Raw genomic sequence first — 19,632 nt, 5'->3', positions numbered from 1 at the left:
TATGCTCCTTTATCCAGTCCCGCCAACGAGCGCGGGTGGTCAAGTTTCAAATGAAGCCAGCCATGTAGCCCCTGAAACCGGCTTCGTAAAGATCAGGGTTTCAAGGTTTTTGCTTGGGTTCCGGCTTCCAGAACCGCCACGGCATCCACCAATGGTGCCGTTCGCTTAAGGTCGGCGGCACCGGATCGAGGCCATGCGTTCCGCCCGGGCCGCAGCGCATGACGCGGAAGAGCGCCATCCAACCACCGGACCAGAGGCCATACCGGGCAATTGATTCATAGGCATATTCAGAGCAGGTGGGGAAATGCCGGCAGTGATTTCCCACAAAGCCGGAGAGCGTCAGCTGGTAGAGACGCACGAAGCCCGTGCCGAAGAGACGCCCCGGCGTCTTTGGCCAGGGACCCTGCCAGTTGCGCGATCGGCGGGTGATGCTCATCACGTCAGGCGGCTTCGCCCGCCGCCCTCTTCTTCTCGATCTGGTCGATGCAATCGACAACCGCATCGAAGGTCAGCATGGTGGAGGCGTGGCGGGCCTTGTAGTCGCGCACCGGCTCCAGATACTTCAGGTCCTCGAAGCGGCCTTTGGGCGGCTCTCCGTTCTCCTTCAGCATGCGCAGCATGGTTTCGCGAACTTCGCGCAGTTCCTCAGCGGTTGCGCCGACAACGTGCTGCGCCATGACGGAGGACGAGGCCTGGCCTAGCGCACAGGCGCGAACTTCGTGAGCGAAGTCCGTCACCACGCCATCTTCCATCTTGAGGTCGACAGTCACGGTCGACCCACATAATTTTGAATGAGCGGTTGCCGTCGCGTCAGGCGCTTCCAGCCTTCCCGTTCTGCCGATATTGCCGGCAAAGGCGAGAATTTTCGCGTTATAGACTTCATTGATCATCTTAGTTCTGCCTGACGCAGGATGCGAACAATGCATCCTTTCAATTGCTTCTCGGTCACCTTATATAGGAACTATAACTGACCGAGAGCAAGAAGGTGACCGCTCTTGGTGCCACCACACGCCACTTGGGGCTGGACTAAGGTCTGTTCCTTGAATTCCGAGAGGCCGTGTACCGTTCAACTCGTCCCAGCTCCGACTGGGACTACGGGAGCGCCTTGCCATGGACGCGATTATCAAAAGCTTCCCTCAACGTCCTGAGGAAAATTCGGCTGCGGATGTGTCAGCTCACCACCCTAAGCCGACCGTCGAGCGTCCGAGCCGAGAGGAAGCGGAAGCCGCCGTTCGCACGCTGCTGCGCTGGATCGGCGACGATCCGGAGCGCGAAGGCCTGCTCGACACGCCCAAGCGCGTCGCCAAGGCCTATGAAGAGATTTTCGGCGGATACAGCGCCGACCCGGTGGAAGAGCTTGGCCGCACCTTCGAGGAAGTGGCGGGCTATGACGACCTCGTTCTGATCAAGGACATTCCGTTCCATTCGCACTGCGAACACCACATGGTGCCGATCATCGGCAAGGCGCATGTTGCCTATCTGCCGGACGGCAAGGTCGTTGGCCTGTCCAAGATCGCCCGCGTGGTCGATATCTTTGCCCGCCGCCTGCAGACGCAGGAAGCGCTGACCGCGCAGATCGCCGGAACGATCCAGAGCGTGCTGAACCCGCTGGGCGTCGCCGTAATGATCGAAGCCGAGCACATGTGCATGTCCATGCGCGGCATCCGCAAGCATGGTTCGACGACCATCACGACGACCTTTACCAAGGCGTTCAAGATGAATACGGAGGAGCAGACCCGCTTCTTCAACCTCGTCAACAACGGCCGTCGCAGTTAAGCATGACAGACACGCTCTTTCCCCCTCCTCCGGCAGACAAGCACGCGCTCGAGGAGGGTTCTCTCTTCACGCCCAAGTTCGACGACAAGGGGCTGATCACGGCCGTCGTGACAGATGCGGATGACCGCACCCTGCTCATGGTCGCGCATATGAACGAAGAGGCGCTATCGCTGACGCTCAAGACGGGCATCGCGCACTACTGGTCGCGCTCGCGCAAGCAGCTCTGGAAGAAGGGCGAGACCTCAGGCAACGTGCAGCATGTGGTGCGTATCAGCACCGACTGCGATCAGGACGCCATCGAGCTTTCCGTGCGCGTGGCTGGCGACAATGCCACCTGCCACACCGGCCGCCGCTCCTGTTTCTACCGCAACGTCGTGCTTGAAGGCGACAAGGCAGTTCTTGTGTTGCAAGACTGATTGCCTGTTGGCGTTAATGCCTCCACACTTTTGACATCCCGGCGGAGCGATACTTCCACCGGGTGTCGAGGAGAGGATGAATGCCGAAATGGACGTCGCCGCTAGGCAGCAACTGGAAAAGCATTCGCATCGGTTCGCAGGAACCACCTCCATCCGAGACCATCGAGCGAACGACACCGGGCATTGCCCTGGCTCTTGGCGGCGGAGCGGCGCGCGGCTGGGCCCACATCGGCATCCTCAAGGCCTTCGACGAAGCTGAAATTCCCATCGACATGATTGCCGGCACCTCGATTGGTGCGTTGGTTGGCGGCTGCTATCTGGCCGGTAAGTTGCCGGAACTCGAAGAATTTGCGCTGTCGCTCACCAAGCGTCGCATCTTCGGACTGCTGGACTTCAATTTCTCAGGCAGCGGCCTTCTGGCTGGCATGAGGCTCAGCAACCGGATGCGCGAGCATCTGGAAGGTCTGAAGATCGAGGACCTGCCCAAGCCCTTCGTGTGTGTCGCAGCAGAGCTGCGCACCGGCCACGAAATCTGGCTCCACAGCGGTTCGCTCGTCACTGCCATCCGGGCCTCCTATGCCCTGCCCGGCGTGTTCTCTCCGGTCGTCTGCAACGGCCGCGTTCTGGTCGATGGAGCGCTGGTCAATCCGGTGCCGGTTTCCGTGTGCCGCGCCTATGAGCAGCAGGTGGTGGTGGCGGTGAACCTCAGCAACCACATCTTCGGGCGCGCGGCGGTCATCCGCCATGCCGCTGACCTCGAAGAACTGCCGGAAACGCCGGAGGGTGAGACAGCCGCGCCCCCTCATCCGCTGGTTGTGCACCGGGGTTCGCACCTGCCGGACAAGCCCATCGGCCTCCTGGGCGTGATGATCGAATCCTTCAACATCATTCAGGATCGCATCTCGCGGGCACGGCTCGCGGGGGATCCTCCGGACCTGACGCTGCAGCTGAAGCTCGGCAATCTGGGTCTTGCGGAGTTTCACCGGGCGGCAGAGGCTATTGAAGTCGGCTACCAGGCGGGCAAAGCACACGCCACCGAGATCAAGGATATGCTCCAGCTGCTGAAAGATTAGCGGCTTGCCGCAGCGTCCGTGATCTTGAACTGGATCGACTTCGAACCATTCCAGAAGTTTGACGACAGCCCGCCGGCCACGTGGATCTCACGGCCCCGATTGGCCATCAGGAACTGGCCCAGATCTGACTCGGCAGCGCGGAAGGCCATGCCCTGAAGTCGTGCGCCTGTCATGCTGCGCAGCTCGGCGCGGATATGGCCGTTCCCCACCACCTTGGCGTCGGCAAGCTTGTGGCGTGGCAGGACCAACATGGGCGATGCATGGCCCGAGCCGTAGGGGCCGGCAGCCTCCAGTGCATCGAGCAGACTGAAGTTCGCACCATCAGCGGAAAGGGCAGCATCGATCTTCAGGCTTTCGCTGCTGCGGAGGTTACGAACTTCCACGCCAGCGCGTTCTTCAAAAAAGCCACGGAGTTCACCGAGCTTGGCGCGTTCTACGGTGATGCCGGCAGCCATCGCGTGGCCACCGCCCTTGACCAGAAGCCCCTGGTCCACCGCAGCCCGCACCATGCGACCGAGGTCGAAGCCCGGAATCGAACGCCCAGAACCGGTGCCGACGCCATTCACATCGAAGTGGATAGCGAAGGCCGGACGGCGGGCATGCTCCTTCAGCCGCGCGGCGATGAGGCCGACGATGCCTGGATGCCATCTGTCGCTCGCGGTGACGAGCACGGCGGGACCTTCGCCCCTCAGTAGCTCGGCATCGGCTTCGGCGCGGGCCTGCGCGAGCATCTCTGCTTCCATCGCCTGCCGTTCAAGGTTCAGCCGGTCGAGCGTCTCTGCGATCGTATCCGCTTCTTCGGGCGCAGTTGCCGCAAGCAGAGTGCTGCCCAGCGCGGCGTTGCCAATGCGACCGCCCGCATTGATGCGCGGTCCAAGCAGAAAGCCCAGGTGGTAGCAATTGAGCGGCTCGCCGATGCGCGAAACACGGGCCAGTGCAGCCAATCCCGGCCGCCGCATCTGGCGGGCGGCCATCAAGCCCTTCACGACGAAGGCTCGGTTCACGCCGATCAATGGCACGACGTCACAGACCGTGGCGAGCGCCACCAGATCGAGCATCGAGAGAAGATCGGGCTGCGGGGTTCCCGGCAGACGCTGGCGAAGGACACGCGCGACCTGAACAAGCGTCAGGAAGACGACGCCCGCCGCGCAGAGATGCCCCTGCCCTGAAAGATCATCCTCGCGGTTCGGATTGACGACCGGCACGTCGGGAAGCGGTCCACCCACCTGATGGTGATCGAGCACAACCACATCGGCGCCCGCTTCGCGCCCGGCAGCAATCGAGGGAGCGCTGTTGGTGCCGCAGTCCGCCGTGATGATGAGCCTGGCGCCGCGTTGTACAAGCTCGCGCATGGCAGCGGGGTTCGGGCCGTAGCCTTCGAAGATGCGGTCTGGAATGTAGACGTCAGCCTCGACGCCATAGTGGCGGAGGAAAATCTTCAGGAGAGCCGAGGAAACAGCGCCGTCGACGTCATAGTCACCGAAGACTGCGACTCGCTCCTTGCGCAGAATCGCCTGCACAATGCGGTCGCCCGCAGCTTCCATGTCGGTGAGTGTCAGGGGATCGGGCAGAAGGTCCCGGATGGTCGGGTCGAGGAAGCGCTTTGCTTCTTCCAGTTCAATGCCGCGGCCAGCCAGGACACGGGCCACGATGTCAGGCATCCCATAGCTTTGCGCTATGGCCAGAGCCGTGTTTTCCCCGCGCAGGCTGAGCCTGTGCTCCCACGCCATTCCCCGTGCAGATTTCCGTACATCGAGAAAGTAGCGCTTTTCGCCGTCCAAGTTTTGTCTCGCTTCTATCATCCGATCCCTTGAAGGACCGGATGATAGAAGTTTGCAAGCCTGGAAGGAAAAGAAATCAGAACTTTTCCAGATCCTGGTGACGTGCCTTGATCTCGCGGACCGTTTTGGAGGACGAACGCATGACGATCGTGTGGGTCTCGATGTAGTCGCGCGCGAACTTCACGCCCGAGAGCATGTTGCCGTCGGTCACTCCGGTTGCGGCAAAGAGCACGTCGCCCTGCGCCATCTCTTCCATGGTGTAGATCTTCTTGGGATCGTTGATGCCCATCTTGGCTGCACGGGCGATCTTCTCTTCCGTGTTCAGCTCAAGACGGCCCTGCATCTGGCCGCCGATGCAGCGCAGAGCCGCAGCCGCCAGAACGCCCTCGGGCGCACCGCCGATGCCCATGTAGATGTCGATGCCGGTGTTGTCCGGGTCGGTCGTGTGGATCACGCCGGCAACGTCGCCGTCGCCGATGAGGCGGATGGAGGCACCGGTCGCACGCACTTCCTCGATCAGGCGGGCATGGCGCGGTCGGTCGAGGATGCAGGCGGTGATTTCGGAAACCGGCACGCCCTTGGCCTTGGCCAGGTTGTTGATGTTTTCCGCAGCTGGCGCATCAAGGCTCACGATGCCAGCCGGATAGCCCGGGCCGACCGCGATCTTCTCCATGTAGACGTCCGGTGCGTAGAGCAGGCTGCCGCGCTCAGCAATGGCGATCACGGCCAGCGAATTCGGCAGGTTCTTCGCGCAGATGGTGGTGCCTTCGAGCGGATCAAGCGCGATGTCCACTTCCGGCCCCTCGCCCAGACCAACCTCTTCACCGATGTAAAGCATCGGGGCTTCATCGCGCTCGCCCTCGCCGATCACCACAGTGCCGCGGATCGGCAGGCAGTTCAGTTCCGAACGCATCGCATCGACGGCAGCCTGGTCGGCGTCGTTCTCGTTGCCGCGTCCGCGCAGCCTTGCTGCAGCCACGGCGGCCCTCTCGGTCACGCGAACCAGTTCAAGCGTGAGGATACGGTCGAGCCCGGCGGTCGGCGCCTTCGGCATAATGGTCATCTTCGTCTCCACTGTATGGATTTTCCAGCTTTCTGCTGGATTTACCCTCTTCTGGCAGCGTTAATGTGACAGGGCAAGGGGTGCCAGACCGGGATTAACTGACTGAATCGATTGAATAGATTCGAACCGATTTGATCCTTCAAGAGGTGCTGGCAAGCCGCACCTGTCAGGTGCGCTCGCGCATGAATGCGCCTGAGAGACAAGGGTTCCTGACTGCAACAACAAACACGGTGCCAGAGCGCAGGTGTTCCGAGCGAGAGAGGCCAGACGACGTTCAGGAAACTGTCGTAGAACAGCTGGTAACTACTTGATTTTAAGGAAAATATCTTGGTACGCCCAAGGGGAATCGAACCCCTGTCTGCGCCGTGAAAGGGCGCTGTCCTAACCGCTAGACGATGGGCGCGTTCAAGATGTGGCGCTTATAGGTGGCTTGTTTTGAGTCGGCAAGCCCCCGCCAAGCCGGAAACATCATCTTCCACGATTTGGACAATGTGTCGCTTGACGACGTGCTGAGGTAGCTTGCACAGAACCGACAAGTCTGTCTTGAACTGCATACCGATGATTTCTGGGGGAAAAATCTTGGTACGCCCAAGGGGAATCGAACCCCTGTCTGCGCCGTGAAAGGGCGCTGTCCTAACCGCTAGACGATGGGCGCGCTCAAGATGTGGCGCTTATAGGTGGCTTGTTTTCAGTCGGCAAGCCCGTTTTTGCCGTCTGCCAATTTTTTTTGTTAAGTTACCTTCGGCAGCGCCAATTCCAGTCTCGTTCGGCGCCGACATCCACATGCACCGAAGCCGTGTGGCAGTAGGTTCCCACTCCACCACGACCCGGCAGTGAGCGGGCAAATCGCGCCAGTTCCCAACGGCTTACGCCCGCAACCTGAATATCCGCTGCAGCACAATCCATGTGCGCGGACTTGCGTGCACCGCGGACCCGGCGGTTGTGTGCAGGGCTGCGATAGCCCGAGGTTACGAGGACCGGTTTGCCGTAGTGGCGCTCAATCGTCTTGAGAATGCGGACGAGCCCGGGCTTGAAGCAGGAGGTATTAACATCCGGCCGCTGCCTCAGCAGACCGTGAGGCGCCAGGCGGGCAAGACCAGTGGCCGAGGCAACCTGATAGCTGCCCTCCTCCTCATAGAGATCCACGTCGCTGTCATCCGATCCACCGGATTTGCGGACGATGTCGAAGAGCTCGCTGCTGGCGCGCACGCCCGGCAGTGCGTTTGCCGTGTAGGCGCTCGCCACCGATGACGAATCGATGATGATCTTCTTCTCGACCGGAGCCGGTGATTCAAAGCTGAAAGACGTGAGCTTGACCGGCTGGGCTACCGGCTGCTCAGCAGGTTTGGCGGCCAGTCTGGGCTCGCTTTTCTCTTGAGACTTGGGCTCAGCGTCTGCGTTGTCTGTCGAATCGCTCTTCGGCTCGTCAGATCGGCCAAACAGCGAGGCGAAGAACCCCCGCTTCTGTTCTGGATTTGCTTCTGTCTCTGCGGCTACTGGAGATTCGCTCGGACGATCCTCAGCCGCAGCGACAGCTGCTTCCACTGCAGGAGCTGCCACTGGCGCTTCGGCGGCTTCCGGAATTCGTGCCTCGGGTCGCACGGGCGGTTCGGCAACGGCCACGACCTCAGGGGCAGCAGATTGAGTGGACGTGGCTGCGACAGCTTCTCCCGCCGGAGCGCGGGCAGCATCCGTCCCACCATCTGTATTCTGATCGGCACGGACAGCGCGGGCGAGTTCAGTGAAACCCATGGCCGTCCCGAAATCAGATGCTGTCGAACAGGAAGCGGTCAGACCACAAGCAAAGACAACGCTCAAGACGCGCCGGGAAACCTGCTTGCTATTGTTCCGTTGGCCGGCACGTGCCGGTTCATCCAAAAACAATAATCATACCCCTCGGAAACCGTAGGCAGCAGGAAAAACCTCTGCCGCAAACAAACGGAAATACAACTGCCCAAATCAAGCAATCAAGAACTGGTACCCAAAAGCCGCTTATTTGGCAATTGGTTATGATATGATCAATTATATTCCAGTGTTTCCGAAGGCTCAGTCGCGCGCCAGAACATAGGTTCCGGGTGCATCTCCGAGATAGGTTTTGTGCGGATCCAAAGTCCGCGCAGCTACTCTTTCCTCATCTTGAGCAGCGAGCCAGGACTGCCAGTGCGGCCACCACGAACCAGGCGTCACATTGGCGGTCGCGCGCCATTGCTCGAAGGTCTCCCCTCCCGTCACGCCACCTGTGCGGAACTCATACTTGTTGGCGTGGGGTGGGTTGATGATGCCGGCGATATGGCCGGAGCCGCCCATGACAAACTCCACGGGACCGCCGAAGAGCCGGGCACCTTCGAAGACGGACCTTGCAGGCGAGATGTGATCTTCCGCGGCCGAGATCAGATAGACGGGCAGCTTGATGTCGGCGAGCGACAGGCGCTTGCCGCGCAACGTCGCCCTGCCCTCGGCCAGATCGTTGTTCAGGTAGAAGGTGCGCAGATAATAGACATGGTTCGCAGGCGTCATCCGCGTGGAATCGGAATTCCAGTAGAGCAGATCGAACGGCATCGGCTCCTTCCCGCGCATATAATTGTTGACCACATAGGGCCAGATCAGATCGCGCGAGCGCAGCATGTTGAAGACGTTCGCCATGGTCAGGCCGTCGAGGTAACCTCTCGCCTGCATCGCGCTCTCAAGGGCTGCAATCTGCTGTTCGGTGGCGAAGTGCTTGAGGTCGCCTGAATATTTGAAGTCGACCTGGCTCGCCATGAACGTCGCCGAGGCAACGCGGTCATCACCTTCCTGCGCCATGGCTGCAAGACTTGCTGTAAGAAGCGTTCCGCCGATGCAGTAGCCCACGACATTGGCCTTCCGCTCGCCAGTGCACTCCTCAACCGTCTTCAGCGCGAAGTCGATGCCCTTGCTGGCATAGTCTTCCCAGCCGTGCTCGGCGTGGCTTTCGTTCGGATTGACCCAGGAAACGACGAAAACCGTGTGGCCATGCTCCAGCGCCCAGCGGACGAATGAGCGCTCCGGGCTCAGATCGAGCACATAGAACTTGTTGATCCATGGCGGCACGATAAGTAGCGGCCGCTTATAGACCGTGGGCGTCAGCGGCTCGTACTGGATGATCTCGGCCAGGTCGTTGCGCGCCACCACCTTGCCGCGCGTCGCGGCTATGTTCTTGCCGACGGTAAACCTGGTGGCATCGGTCTGGCGCAGCCTGAGCTGCCCCCTGCCCGCAGCGAGATCCTCAGCCAGCATGCGCATGCCGCGGACGAGATTCTCGCCATTCGATGCAAGCGTTTCCCGCACCACTACCGGATTGGTAAGGAGAAAGTTCGATGGAGAGACGGCGTCCATCACCAGACGGACATAGAAGCGGGCCTTCTGCCTCAGCTCCTCGTCCACATTGTCGGGCTGCTCGACCATTTCCTCCGCCCACTGGGCGGTCGCGAGATAGACCTGCTTCAGGAAGCGGAAGAAGGGATGACGCTCCCAGTCGGGATCGTTGAAGCGCTTGTCGCCGCGCGCCGGTTCGAAGCGGACAGGATTCTCTTCGTCCTCGCCTCCCAGCTGCTTGATGGAATTCGTCCAGATGTCGAGGAAGGTGGAGACCAGGCGGGTCTGTGCCTCGATTGCGCGGGTCTGGTCGGCGCGCCAGTATTCGGAAACCTGTAGAAAGGTATTGAGCAGATCGGAGATCGGGCCAGAAACAGGAGCGTCCGGTTCAGCGTCTTCGCGGGCACGCGCCCAGGTTCCGGCGACCTTGCCAACCTCTTCGAGCATATAGGCGAAGTTGATGGCGAGCTTGTTCGGATCTTTCACCTGAAAAGGGTCCAGCGATGTATGCTGAGGGTCTTTCCCGCTTTCGCTACCTCGTGCGCCTTCCATACTTCGCTCAACGTCCTTTTTGTGTCACTCTAGACCCAACTGCGGGGCTATGAACAGAGATGAATATATGAAGAACTCCACCGGGATACGACAGTTTTCACTGATTTCCCTTATAACTGCTTCACTTTGCCCGATGCTGGCGGCGTGCTCCAGCATGAATATGGAGGACGCGGCGCCTCGATCCCAGACGGTCAGCACATCATCTGCCCCGCAAACCCAGCAAACGCAGGGCGTGCGGGACTATCCGAACCTCAATGTGGCTATCCAGCCGGCAGCGGATCAGATAAGCGCGGACGAGCGCAAGCAGCTCATCGACGAGCTTTCCGCCAAGCGCGGGGTGGCGTCTGGCCCGCGGGCCGCATCGGTGTCGGAGGCCGACCGGCTTCGACGGCTTGCCCGGGAGAGCCAGGAGCAGACGCTGAGCACGATCGAATCAGGGCAATAACTCTTTATGAGTTGATCTCTTTGAGCGTTTCTGGCTATCGACCACCCGTGCGAACAGGTGTATGACCTCCCGGCAATCCACTAAATCTGGAAAACCACCATGGAAGAATATTACAAGATCCGTCGGCTACCGCCATATGTCTTCGAGCAGGTCAACAAGCTCAAGGCGGCGGCGCGAGCGCGTGGCGCCGACATCATCGATCTTGGCATGGGTAATCCGGATTTGCCGACGCCCACCAGCATCGTTGACAAGCTGTGTGAAGTCGTACGCGACCCGCGCACCCATCGCTATTCCGCCTCTCGCGGTATTGCCGGTCTGCGCAAGGCTCAGGCCAACTATTATGCGCGCCGTTTTGGCGTGAAGCTCAACCCGGATACGCAGGTCGTCGCGACTCTCGGTTCCAAGGAAGGCTTCGCCAACATGGCGCAGGCGATCACCGCTCCCGGTGACGTCGTGCTTTGCCCGAACCCGACCTATCCGATCCATTCGTTCGGCTTCATCATGTCGGGCGGCGTCGTGCGCTCGATCCCGGTTGAGCCGGATGACAAGTTCATCCCGGCACTGGAGCGTGCGGTCCAGCATTCGATCCCGAAGCCGGTGGCGATGATCCTCAGCTATCCGTCGAACCCGACGGCGTGCCTCGCAAGCCTCGACTTCTACAAGGACGTCGTGGCGTTTGCCCGCAAGCATGAGATCATCATCCTGTCAGACCTCGCCTACGCCGAGATCTACTTCGATGACACACCGCCCCCGTCGGTGCTCCAGGTCCCGGGCGCGATGGATGTGACCGTCGAGTTCACCTCCATGTCGAAGACCTTCTCGATGCCGGGCTGGCGCATGGGCTTTGCGGTCGGCAACGAGCGCCTGATCGCGGCACTGGCCCGCGTGAAGTCGTACCTCGACTACGGCGCATTCACGCCGATCCAGGTTGCGGCCACCTCCGCGCTCAACTCGAACGGTGGCGAGATCGAGGAAGTTCGCGAGATCTACAAGCGTCGCCGCAATGTGCTCGTCGACTCCTTCAGCCGCGCCGGATGGGACGTTCCGCCTCCGCCCGCGACCATGTTCGCGTGGAGCCCGATCCCGGAGAAGTTCCGCCACCTCGGCTCGCTCGAGTTCTCGAAGCTGCTTCTGGAAAAGGCGGATGTTGCCGTCGCTCCAGGTGTAGGCTTCGGTGAGCATGGCGACGAATATGTGCGTATCGCACTCGTCGAAAACGAACACCGGATCCGTCAGGCTGCCCGCAATATCAAGCGGTTCCTGGCCTCGGATCCCAGCGAAGGCAACGTCGTTCCGCTCGCTGCAAGCCGCTGATCGCACCAGGTCACGCAACCAGTAAAGCAAGTCATGGCTCCGGCCGTGACTTGTTCAACAAGGAAGATTTGAGCAGATTTCTGACGCATCGACGGACAGGAACTGCTCCAGAAAGGTCTAGGGAAGTATGGCCGCCGCACCATTGCGCATTGGAATTGCCGGTCTCGGAACAGTAGGCACCAGCGTAGTCAGAATGCTCGCCGACAAGAAGAGCGAGCTCGAGAGGCAATGCGGCCGTCCCATTACTACCATCCTTGTCAGTGCCCGCGATCGCACGCGCGATCGCGGCATTGATCTCAGCCAGATCCAGTGGGTCGACGATCCGGTCGAACTCGCCCGTTCGCCCGAGATCGACGTGTTCGTCGAGCTTATCGGCGGCGACAACGGTCCGGCAATGGCTTCGGTGAAGGCTGCGTTAGAGTCCGGCAAGCATGTCGTGACCGCCAACAAGGCGCTGCTTTCCAAGCACGGCGTCGAGCTCGCTCAGATCGCCGAAGAAAACGGCCTGCTGCTCAACTACGAAGCGGCGGTGGCCGGTGGCATCCCGGTTATCAAGACGCTGCGCGAGGCGCTTGCCGGAAACCAGGTCAGCCGCGTCTTCGGCATCCTGAACGGCACCTGCAACTACATCCTGACCCGGATGGAAGCAGAAGGCATGAGCTTCCAGGAGTGTCTTGCCGACGCACAGCGCCTTGGCTACGCGGAAGCCGATCCGACCTTCGACATCGAGGGTCACGACACGGCCCACAAGCTGTCAATCCTGACAAGCCTTGCCTTCGGCTGCCAGATCTCCGCGCAGGACATCTATCTCGAAGGCATCTCCAACATCACGCCCGCCGACATCAAGGCGGCCGCGAACCTCGGCTACCGCATCAAGCTCCTGGGCGTTGCCCAGCGCACGGAGACCGGCATCGAGCAGCGCGTCCATCCGACGATGGTACCCACCTCCTCGGTGATCGCGCAGGTTCATGGTGTGACCAATGCGGTTGCCATCGAGACCGACATGCTGGGTGAGCTGCTGCTCTCCGGTCCGGGCGCCGGTGGCAATGCCACGGCTTCCGCCGTGATCGGCGACCTGGCTGATATCGCGAAAAGCCGGCCGGGCTTCCAGCATGGTCCGGTGTTCGGTCGTCCCGCCAGGGAGCTTGCACCCTACCAGCGCGCGCGCATGCGCTCGCACGAGGGCGGCTACTTCATCCGCCTCACCGTGCATGACCGTCTTGGCGTCTTCGCCTCGATTGCCAGCCGTATGGCCGAGAACGAGATCTCGCTCGAATCCATTGTCCAGCATGGGGATGCGGCGGAGTACAAGACCGTCATCATGGTCACCCATGAGACCACGGAACTTGCCGTGCGCAATGCGGTCGAGCGCATCACCAATGACGGACTGCTTGCCGACAAGCCTCAGGTCATCCGCATAGAGCGGGCCGCCTGAGTTCAAAGGCATGAAGTTTCCATCTCCACTGGTCGAAGCACGGCTGATCCGCCGCTACAAGCGCTTTCTGGCAGATGTGCTTTTTCCAGACGGTACTGAAATGACGGTGTCGGTCCCGAATACGGGATCGATGCTGGGGCTGACCGAGCCGGGATCTCGCGTTTTGCTCGTCCATTCGCCGAGCGCCACACGCAAGTACGCCTACTCGCTGGAGATGGTCGAAGCCGACGGCGGATGGGTCGGCATCAACGCCAACCTGCCCAACAGGCTTGCCGCTGAAGCCATTCGTGCAGGGCTTGTCGATGATCTTGGCGAGTATCCGACGATCAAGCCCGAGCAGCGCTACGGCACCAGGTCGCGCATCGACTTTCTGCTGGAGCACCCGGAACGGCCGCCTGCCTATGTGGAGGTGAAGAACGTCCACTTCATGCGCACGCCGGGTCTGGCGGAATTTCCCGACACGGTAACCGAGCGTGGCGCACGACATCTGGATGAGCTGGCAGCCGTCCGAGAGGCGGGATGCCGTGCGATCATGCTCTATATTGTACAGCGGACCGATTGCACCCGCTTTAGCCTCTGCTCGGATCTTGATCCGGCATATTGTGCGGCTTTCGAGCGCGCAAGACGTGCAGGGGTTGAAGCTTTTGTGCTAGGTTGCCACATCAGTGCTGACGAGATCGTTCCCGATCGTCTAATCGAAATGGAATTCTAATGGTCACCTATCTCGACGCCGATACTGCCCCGTTGCGCAACCTCGGACAGATCCGGCTCTACAAGCAGAGCGATTTCGAGGGTATGCGCAAGGCAAGCCAGCTTACGGCACGCTGCCTCGATGAGCTCGTGGATATCGTGAAGCCCGGCGTCACCACCAACGAAATCGACCGTTTCGTGTTCGAGTTCGGGATGGACAATGGCGCCCTCCCCGCGACGCTCAATTATCGCGGCTACACCAAATCCACCTGCACCTCGATCAATCACGTGGTCTGCCACGGCATTCCGGATGACAAGCCGCTGCGCGAAGGCGACATCGTCAACATCGATGTGACCTATGTGCTGGACGGCTGGTACGGCGATTCAAGCCGCATGTATCCCGTGGGCAAGATCAAGCGGGCTGCCGAGCGACTGCTCGAAGTCACGCACAAGTGCCTGATGCTTGGTATTGCCGAGGTGAAGCCCGGCGCCCGCATTGGGGCAATCGGTGCGGCCATTCAGTCTTATGCAGAAGCCGAGCGCTGCTCCGTTGTGCGCGACTTCTGCGGCCATGGCGTCGGACGGATCTTCCACGACGCGCCGAATATCCTGCACTATGGCAAGCGGGACGAAGGTCCGGAAATGCGTCCGGGCATGATCTTCACCATCGAGCCGATGATCAATCTCGGCAAGCCGCACGTGAAGGTGTTGGCGGACGGCTGGACTGCCGTAACGCGTGACCGCTCGCTCACCGCCCAGTACGAGCATGCCGTGGGCGTGACCGAGACCGGATGCGAGATCTTCACACTGTCGCCAGCCGGGCTTGACCGTCCGGGACTGCCGCCTCTCGAAGGCTAATCAGAGGCGGCTTCACGGGTTGGTGAAGCCGCTTTTTCTTTACAAGAAAATACAACCATAGGCTGTTATTCTTCGTGTGCGTATGCTTTAAATTGCATGTGTGGCTGAGGGGGTACAGCTATGTCAGACGGAGACGACGAACGGCACTTCTTCGCTGAAGCAACGATGCAACCACTCGGCCAGCCGGCTGACAAGGTTGTGCGGGGGGTACGGAGAAAATCCAGTTCCGCAGGCAGGAAGCTTCACGAAGGGCACCGACAACGGCTGCGCACGCGTTTTGCCGAAGCGGGCGCCGATTCCCTGTCGGATTATGAGCTTCTGGAAATGCTCCTCTTCAGGTCGATCCCCAGAGCTGACACGAAATCACTCGCCAAGCTGTTGCTGACGACGCTTGGCTCGCTGGCCGAAGTGGTCGGCGCATCGCCGCAGCGGTTGGTGGAAATATCTGGCGTTGGCGAGGCGGTCGCTCAGGATATCAAGCTCGTCGCGGCTATCGCCCAGCGCATGCTGCGCAACGAACTGCGCGGAAAGCAGGTGCTTTCCTCCTGGTCGCAGGTGCTGGATTATTGCAAGGCGGCCATGGCATTCGAGGAGCGCGAGCAGTTCCGCATCCTGTTCCTCGACAAGAAGAACTGCCTGATCCGCGACGAATGCCAGCAGGTGGGCACCGTCGACCATACGCCGGTCTATCCGCGCGAGGTGATGCGGCGGGCGCTGGAGCTATCGGCAAGCGCGCTGATCCTGGTCCATAACCACCCCACTACCCCCCTTTCGATCACGCTGGATCACGCACAAGCACATTGAAACACTGACAAAATTGCAATTTTTGGGGATTGCGTAGTGGGGACGGTTTTGGCAAATTGGGGGCTGTAAAAGGGGTAGATAACGGCCTTCCGCTCCCAGCTAGCGATCCCTGCTTCTCCTCGACCGATCCCAGTTCCGGAAAGGAGGAAACGCTATGCCAGCCCTGACCGACACCGCGATCCGACATGCGCTGAAGCGCGTCGAGATCAGTCGTAAGCAGGAGAACCTCGCCGATGGCGAAGGGCGCGGCACCGGCCGTCTCGTCCTCGTTCTCAAGCCCATGCCGAAGCGTGTCACTGCTGATTGGATGGCTCAGCAATGGCGGGATGGCAAACGCACCAAGAAGAAGATAGGCGCCTATCCCTCAATGTCGCTCGCGCAGGCCCGCGAAATCTACAAGCGCGACTTTGCGGACGTCATCCAGAAGGGGCGCAGCATCAAGATCGCCACCGACACCCGCCCCGGCACCGTCGCTGATCTGTTCGAGGGCTATGTCGCTGCGCTCAAGGATGCGGGCAAGCCATCCTGGAAGGAAACGGAAAAGGGCCTCAACAAGATCGCTGATACGCTCGGACGCAACCGCCTCGCCCGCGAGATCGAGGCCGAGGAAATCATCGAGCTGATCCGTCCGATCTACGAGCGCGGCGCAAAGTCGATGGCCGACCATGTTCGCTCCTACCTCCATGCCGCCTTTAGCTGGGGCATGAAGTCCGACAACGACTATCGGCAGCAGTCCTCTCGTCGCTTCCGACTTCCCTTCAATCCGGCGACGGGCATTCCCACCGAACCGAAGGTCCAGGGCACGCGCTGGCTCGACGAAGACGAGTTCGTGCAGCTCTATCGCTGGCTGGAGCGCCCCGATACGCCGGTTCATCCCTCCTATCCACGCGCCGTGCAGCTCATCATGCTGACCGGCCAGCGCGTCGAAGAGATCGCGCGACTCCATGTCGATCAGTGGGACGCCAAGGAGCGAATCATCGACTGGTCCAAGACCAAGAACGAACAGCCTCACGCCGTCCCCGTGCCCTTGCTCGCCGCCGAGTTGATCGAGTCGATCAAGCCGAATGAATATGGCTGGTTCTTCCCCTCAGCCAAAGACCCGAAGAAGCCCGTCAGCCACGGTACGCTCTATAGCTTCGTCTGGCGTCAGCGGGACCGTGGCGTAATTCCTTATGCGACGAACCGCGATCTTCGCCGCACCTTCAAAACACTCGCCGGCAAGGCGGGCGTGCCGAAGGAAATCCGCGATCGCCTCCAGAACCATGCGCTGCAAGACGTCAGCTCCAAGCACTACGACCGCTGGCACTACATGGTCGAGAAGCGCGCCGGCATGGCGAAATGGGACAAGTTCGTCCGCACCATGCTGGCTAAAAAGCGCTTGAAGGCGGCCGCATGACCTCACAGCCGCCGAGGCCCCCTCGCCGCACAAGGACACCCGATTCCGCCAGCGAAATCGACGCACAGAGTTACACCGCTTTCGTCGGTGATCTGAAACAGAAGATCGCCGCGGCACGTCACCGGGCTAGCTTGTCGATCAATCGCGAGCTGGTGGTCCTCTACTGGACCATCGGCCGCGATATCCTAGACCGACAGGAGCGTGAGGGTTGGGGCGCCAGGGTGATCGACCGCCTGGCTGGCGATCTTCGCCTGGCCTTTCCAGAAATGACGGGACTCTCAGCCCGAAACCTGAAATATATGCGGGCCTTCGCCGAAGCCTGGCCCGACGGCGAATTCGTGCAACAGGTTGTTGCACTTTTGCCTTGGGGCCATAACGTCCGCCTTCTCGACGCCCTCAAAACAAGCGAGGAACGCACCTGGTACGCTAGGCAGGCTATCGAACACGGGTGGAGTCGTAACGTCCTCGTCCACCAGATCGACAGCAACCTTTTCGCCCGGCAAGGCAGTGCACTCACCAATTTCTCGCGGACCCTGCCGGCCGAGCAATCCGAGCTTGCGCAGCAGATCCTCAAAGACCCCTATACATTCGACTTCCTCTCGCTTGGCCCAGAGATGCTAGAACGTGATCTCGAACGCGGCCTGATCGAGCATCTACGCTCTCTCATCCTGGAACTCGGCAAGGGCTTCGCATTCGTCGGCAGCCAATATCACCTCGAAGTCGGCGGGCAGGATTATTACCTCGATCTCCTATTCTATCATCTGCGCCTTCGCTGCTTCGTGGTGATCGAACTGAAGATCGAGGACTTCAAACCTGAGTTCGCAGGAAAGATGAACTTTTACCTGTCGGCCGTGGACGAGCAATTGCGCCATCCTGACGACAAACCGACCATCGGCATCATCCTGTGCAAGGGGCGCAACGAGGTGATCGTCGAATACGCCCTGCGAGACTCCAGTAAGCCGATGGGGGTGGCCCAGTATCAGCTCTCCGCCGCGCTCCCGCCCCAGCTCGAGGAAGACCTCCCGACGGTAGCGGAGTTTGCCAGAGAGTTCCCGTTGATGTCTGTGGTCAAGCTACGTATCGAAATCGAGCGCGCGGTGCGCGACCTCGCCGAGAAGAGAGGCGTCGTCTTCGACCGGCCCGTCGGCATCATGAACATGCTGCGCGACCTACGCCGACACGGGGCGGTGCCGGCCAGCACTGAGCAGATGCTCGGCGCGCTGCAAACCATGAACGCAGCCTCGCACGGCGTGGACGTCGACTCGGAGGCGGCGAAACGGGCCGTGGACATCGGCACGGTGTTCCTTGCCGAACTCAAGGCACTGAACGCCGACGGATGAAACACCAACGCGCACCCATCTGCCGCGATTCTCATAGAAGCATAGGACCTACCTCGTGGAAGACAGTTGGCCGACCTGGCTCAAGATTATGGAAAACGGTGCCGTCGGCGAAGCACGCACGCGCTCCTTCCTCATAGACCGATTTTGGGTCCTTGAGCGGAGCGTTGACACCGACGGCGCCGACTTCCTCATACAACGCCGCACCACCACACAAAGATTCACTGACAAGGTTCCGCCTCGCGTCGGCGTAATCCAAGCCAAATACTTCCAAGATCGGCGCACGACACACCACATCCCCAAGAGCTATGTCGTTGACGCCGGCGGAGCTCCGCTTGAGGGATTTTTCGCACTTCTCCACGTCGGAAAAGAGGACGATGGAGAAATGTATCTCCTATCGGCGCGACAGATAGTCGATACGCTATCGATCAGCACCAGCCATTCACCCGAAAGCTACATCGCCGGCACTACCGCGCTCCAGGAGGCCTTTCGCGTTAAAGCACGCAAACTCGCGCTCGATCAGATCGAACATAGCTTGAAAAGCCAGACCTACTACCAGTCGGCCGCCTTCTTAGACCAGCTCAACATTCCGTACCGGCGTTTCAGCGAAGACGACATCGAATTTCCTGGACACTTCCACTCCCAAACCCCATCGGCGAAATCCCGAAGATGTTCGTGGAGCAAAAGGAAGAGCTAAGAAAGATCGTCTTCGATATGGAGGAAGTGTTGGGAGCCATCGACGCGGTCCTGACCGAGAAGGATCCGCGGCGCGCCCTCGAGTTGATGGATGACCTGCGCGATCATGTTGATGGCTACGGGAAAATCACCTTCGGGGGGAGAGCAGACTTCCATTGGGGCGACTTTCCGACCGCGCTCGACACACACGATCGTTGGCGCCAGGGCCTGCAGGCGGACGGCCTCCTAGAACCTTACATCGCCATGGGAGACAAACTGCAGAAGGCCCTTCTCGCGCATACGACGGCTCATCCGCTGACCGAGAAAGGCGATTTCCTGCAGGCAACTCTCGAATACGATCCGACCACGCTCAACGTCACCAATCTCTCCGTCAAATCGGGCAAGCCCCCCGAGAGGGAGACAGAGATCAAGGCTTCCGGGCACGTTCGGATGGCAAGAAGCCTTGACGAGTGGGTACCGCGTAAAATGAACCCGACGGACTACACGATCGAGAACGTTTGGTGGAACATCATGCGCTATGTGATCGAAGAGCGGTATCCAGACCCAGACTTCGACTAACCCCGCGCGCTGGACCGAGAGCGAAACCAAGGCCCGCGGCTTCGCCGTCGATCCGATGGTCGCGGAGGGAATGCTCGAACTCGTCGATCTCTCCCTCTCCGAATC

Annotated in this window: 19 protein-coding genes and 2 tRNA genes; 13 read left to right on the top strand and 8 right to left on the bottom strand. The window is 60.4% G+C overall.

The window, feature by feature from the left end; translation table 11 throughout:
• Window positions 1–100: 100 nt before the first annotated feature.
• Both yidD and IEX27_RS00840 read right to left on the bottom strand, forming a co-directional pair.
• On the bottom strand, window positions 101–436 hold the full coding sequence (yidD, locus tag IEX27_RS00845) for a membrane protein insertion efficiency factor YidD (protein WP_244630173.1): 336 nt from the start codon (window positions 434–436) through the stop codon (window positions 101–103).
• A gap of 4 nt (window positions 437–440) precedes the next feature.
• Window positions 441–890, bottom strand: a complete 450-nt coding sequence (locus IEX27_RS00840; protein ID WP_188719033.1) for an iron-sulfur cluster assembly scaffold protein — start codon at window positions 888–890, stop codon at window positions 441–443.
• 220 nt (window positions 891–1,110) lie between these two features.
• Here IEX27_RS00840 and folE point away from each other — a divergent pair, with 220 nt between their 5' ends.
• The 3 genes from folE to IEX27_RS00825 all read left to right on the top strand — a co-directional run bounded on the left by folE (window position 1,111) and on the right by IEX27_RS00825 (window position 3,265).
• Window positions 1,111–1,776 carry a GTP cyclohydrolase I FolE gene (gene folE, locus IEX27_RS00835; protein WP_188719032.1) on the top strand — a complete coding sequence of 222 codons (666 nt, stop codon included), beginning with the start codon at window positions 1,111–1,113 and terminating at the stop codon, window positions 1,774–1,776.
• 2 nt (window positions 1,777–1,778) lie between these two features.
• Window positions 1,779–2,192, top strand: coding sequence for a phosphoribosyl-AMP cyclohydrolase (gene hisI / locus IEX27_RS00830; protein WP_188719031.1), 414 nt, complete (start codon window positions 1,779–1,781; stop codon window positions 2,190–2,192).
• Window positions 2,193–2,272: 80 nt separating this feature from the next.
• A complete protein-coding gene (locus IEX27_RS00825) occupies window positions 2,273–3,265 on the top strand; it encodes a patatin family protein (protein WP_188719030.1) in 993 nt (330 codons plus the stop codon).
• On the opposite strand, the gene recJ is transcribed toward IEX27_RS00825, so the two are convergent.
• From recJ to IEX27_RS00795, 6 genes are all read right to left on the bottom strand, one after another.
• Window positions 3,262–5,067 carry a single-stranded-DNA-specific exonuclease RecJ gene (recJ, locus tag IEX27_RS00820; protein ID WP_244630172.1) on the bottom strand — a complete coding sequence of 602 codons (1,806 nt, stop codon included), beginning with the start codon at window positions 5,065–5,067 and terminating at the stop codon, window positions 3,262–3,264. The genes IEX27_RS00825 and recJ overlap by 4 nt on opposite strands.
• Before the next feature lie 55 nt (window positions 5,068–5,122).
• Window positions 5,123–6,100: a class II fructose-bisphosphatase gene (gene glpX / locus IEX27_RS00815; RefSeq protein ID WP_188719563.1), complete on the bottom strand. Its 978-nt coding sequence runs from the start codon at window positions 6,098–6,100 to the stop codon at window positions 5,123–5,125.
• 337 nt (window positions 6,101–6,437) lie between these two features.
• Window positions 6,438–6,512: transfer RNA gene (locus IEX27_RS00810), tRNA-Glu, on the bottom strand.
• A gap of 177 nt (window positions 6,513–6,689) precedes the next feature.
• Window positions 6,690–6,764, bottom strand: a tRNA-Glu gene (locus IEX27_RS00805).
• An 80-nt stretch (window positions 6,765–6,844) separates the two neighbouring features.
• Window positions 6,845–7,861, bottom strand: a complete 1,017-nt coding sequence (locus tag IEX27_RS00800; RefSeq protein ID WP_188719028.1) for a D-Ala-D-Ala carboxypeptidase family metallohydrolase — start codon at window positions 7,859–7,861, stop codon at window positions 6,845–6,847.
• A gap of 294 nt (window positions 7,862–8,155) precedes the next feature.
• Window positions 8,156–9,994 (bottom strand): PHA/PHB synthase family protein, encoded by a 1,839-nt coding sequence (locus IEX27_RS00795; protein ID WP_188719027.1) that lies wholly within the window; start codon window positions 9,992–9,994, stop codon window positions 8,156–8,158.
• Window positions 9,995–10,061: 67 nt separating this feature from the next.
• On the opposite strand from IEX27_RS00795, the gene IEX27_RS00790 reads away from it, so the two are divergent.
• The 10 genes from IEX27_RS00790 to IEX27_RS21265 all read left to right on the top strand — a co-directional run bounded on the left by IEX27_RS00790 (window position 10,062) and on the right by IEX27_RS21265 (window position 19,527).
• Window positions 10,062–10,439 carry a hypothetical protein gene (locus IEX27_RS00790; RefSeq protein ID WP_188719026.1) on the top strand — a complete coding sequence of 126 codons (378 nt, stop codon included), beginning with the start codon at window positions 10,062–10,064 and terminating at the stop codon, window positions 10,437–10,439.
• 99 nt (window positions 10,440–10,538) lie between these two features.
• Window positions 10,539–11,753 carry an LL-diaminopimelate aminotransferase gene (locus IEX27_RS00785; RefSeq protein WP_188719025.1) on the top strand — a complete coding sequence of 405 codons (1,215 nt, stop codon included), beginning with the start codon at window positions 10,539–10,541 and terminating at the stop codon, window positions 11,751–11,753.
• Window positions 11,754–11,880: 127 nt separating this feature from the next.
• A complete protein-coding gene (locus IEX27_RS00780) occupies window positions 11,881–13,188 on the top strand; it encodes a homoserine dehydrogenase (protein ID WP_188719024.1) in 1,308 nt (435 codons plus the stop codon).
• Window positions 13,189–13,198: 10 nt separating this feature from the next.
• Window positions 13,199–13,900, top strand: coding sequence for a DNA/RNA nuclease SfsA (gene sfsA, locus IEX27_RS00775; protein WP_188719023.1), 702 nt, complete (start codon window positions 13,199–13,201; stop codon window positions 13,898–13,900).
• A complete protein-coding gene (map, locus tag IEX27_RS00770) occupies window positions 13,900–14,736 on the top strand; it encodes a type I methionyl aminopeptidase (RefSeq protein ID WP_188719022.1) in 837 nt (278 codons plus the stop codon). Before sfsA ends, map begins: the two co-directional genes overlap by 1 nt.
• Before the next feature lie 120 nt (window positions 14,737–14,856).
• A complete protein-coding gene (locus IEX27_RS00765) occupies window positions 14,857–15,540 on the top strand; it encodes a JAB domain-containing protein (RefSeq protein WP_244630171.1) in 684 nt (227 codons plus the stop codon).
• A gap of 154 nt (window positions 15,541–15,694) precedes the next feature.
• Complete coding sequence (locus tag IEX27_RS00760) at window positions 15,695–16,936, top strand: tyrosine-type recombinase/integrase (RefSeq protein ID WP_151576299.1); 1,242 nt, start codon at window positions 15,695–15,697, stop codon at window positions 16,934–16,936.
• The gene (locus IEX27_RS00755; RefSeq protein ID WP_188719021.1) at window positions 16,933–18,276 is read left to right on the top strand and encodes a PDDEXK nuclease domain-containing protein; all 1,344 of its coding nucleotides are present in this window, start codon (window positions 16,933–16,935) and stop codon (window positions 18,274–18,276) included. The genes IEX27_RS00760 and IEX27_RS00755 overlap by 4 nt, the downstream gene beginning before the upstream one ends.
• 55 nt (window positions 18,277–18,331) lie before the next feature.
• Window positions 18,332–18,970 carry a hypothetical protein gene (locus tag IEX27_RS21270; protein WP_244630170.1) on the top strand — a complete coding sequence of 213 codons (639 nt, stop codon included), beginning with the start codon at window positions 18,332–18,334 and terminating at the stop codon, window positions 18,968–18,970.
• Entirely contained in the window at window positions 18,943–19,527 is a 585-nt protein-coding gene (locus IEX27_RS21265; RefSeq protein ID WP_244630169.1) for a hypothetical protein, read from the top strand. Before IEX27_RS21270 ends, IEX27_RS21265 begins: the two co-directional genes overlap by 28 nt.
• Window positions 19,528–19,632 lie beyond the last annotated feature (105 nt).

This window comes from Nitratireductor aestuarii (genome assembly GCF_014641695.1).
Classification (GTDB): Bacteria; Pseudomonadota; Alphaproteobacteria; order Rhizobiales; family Rhizobiaceae; genus Chelativorans; species Chelativorans aestuarii.
Note: the sequence above shows the minus strand (reverse complement) of the source record. Positions and strands in the feature narration are given on the sequence as shown.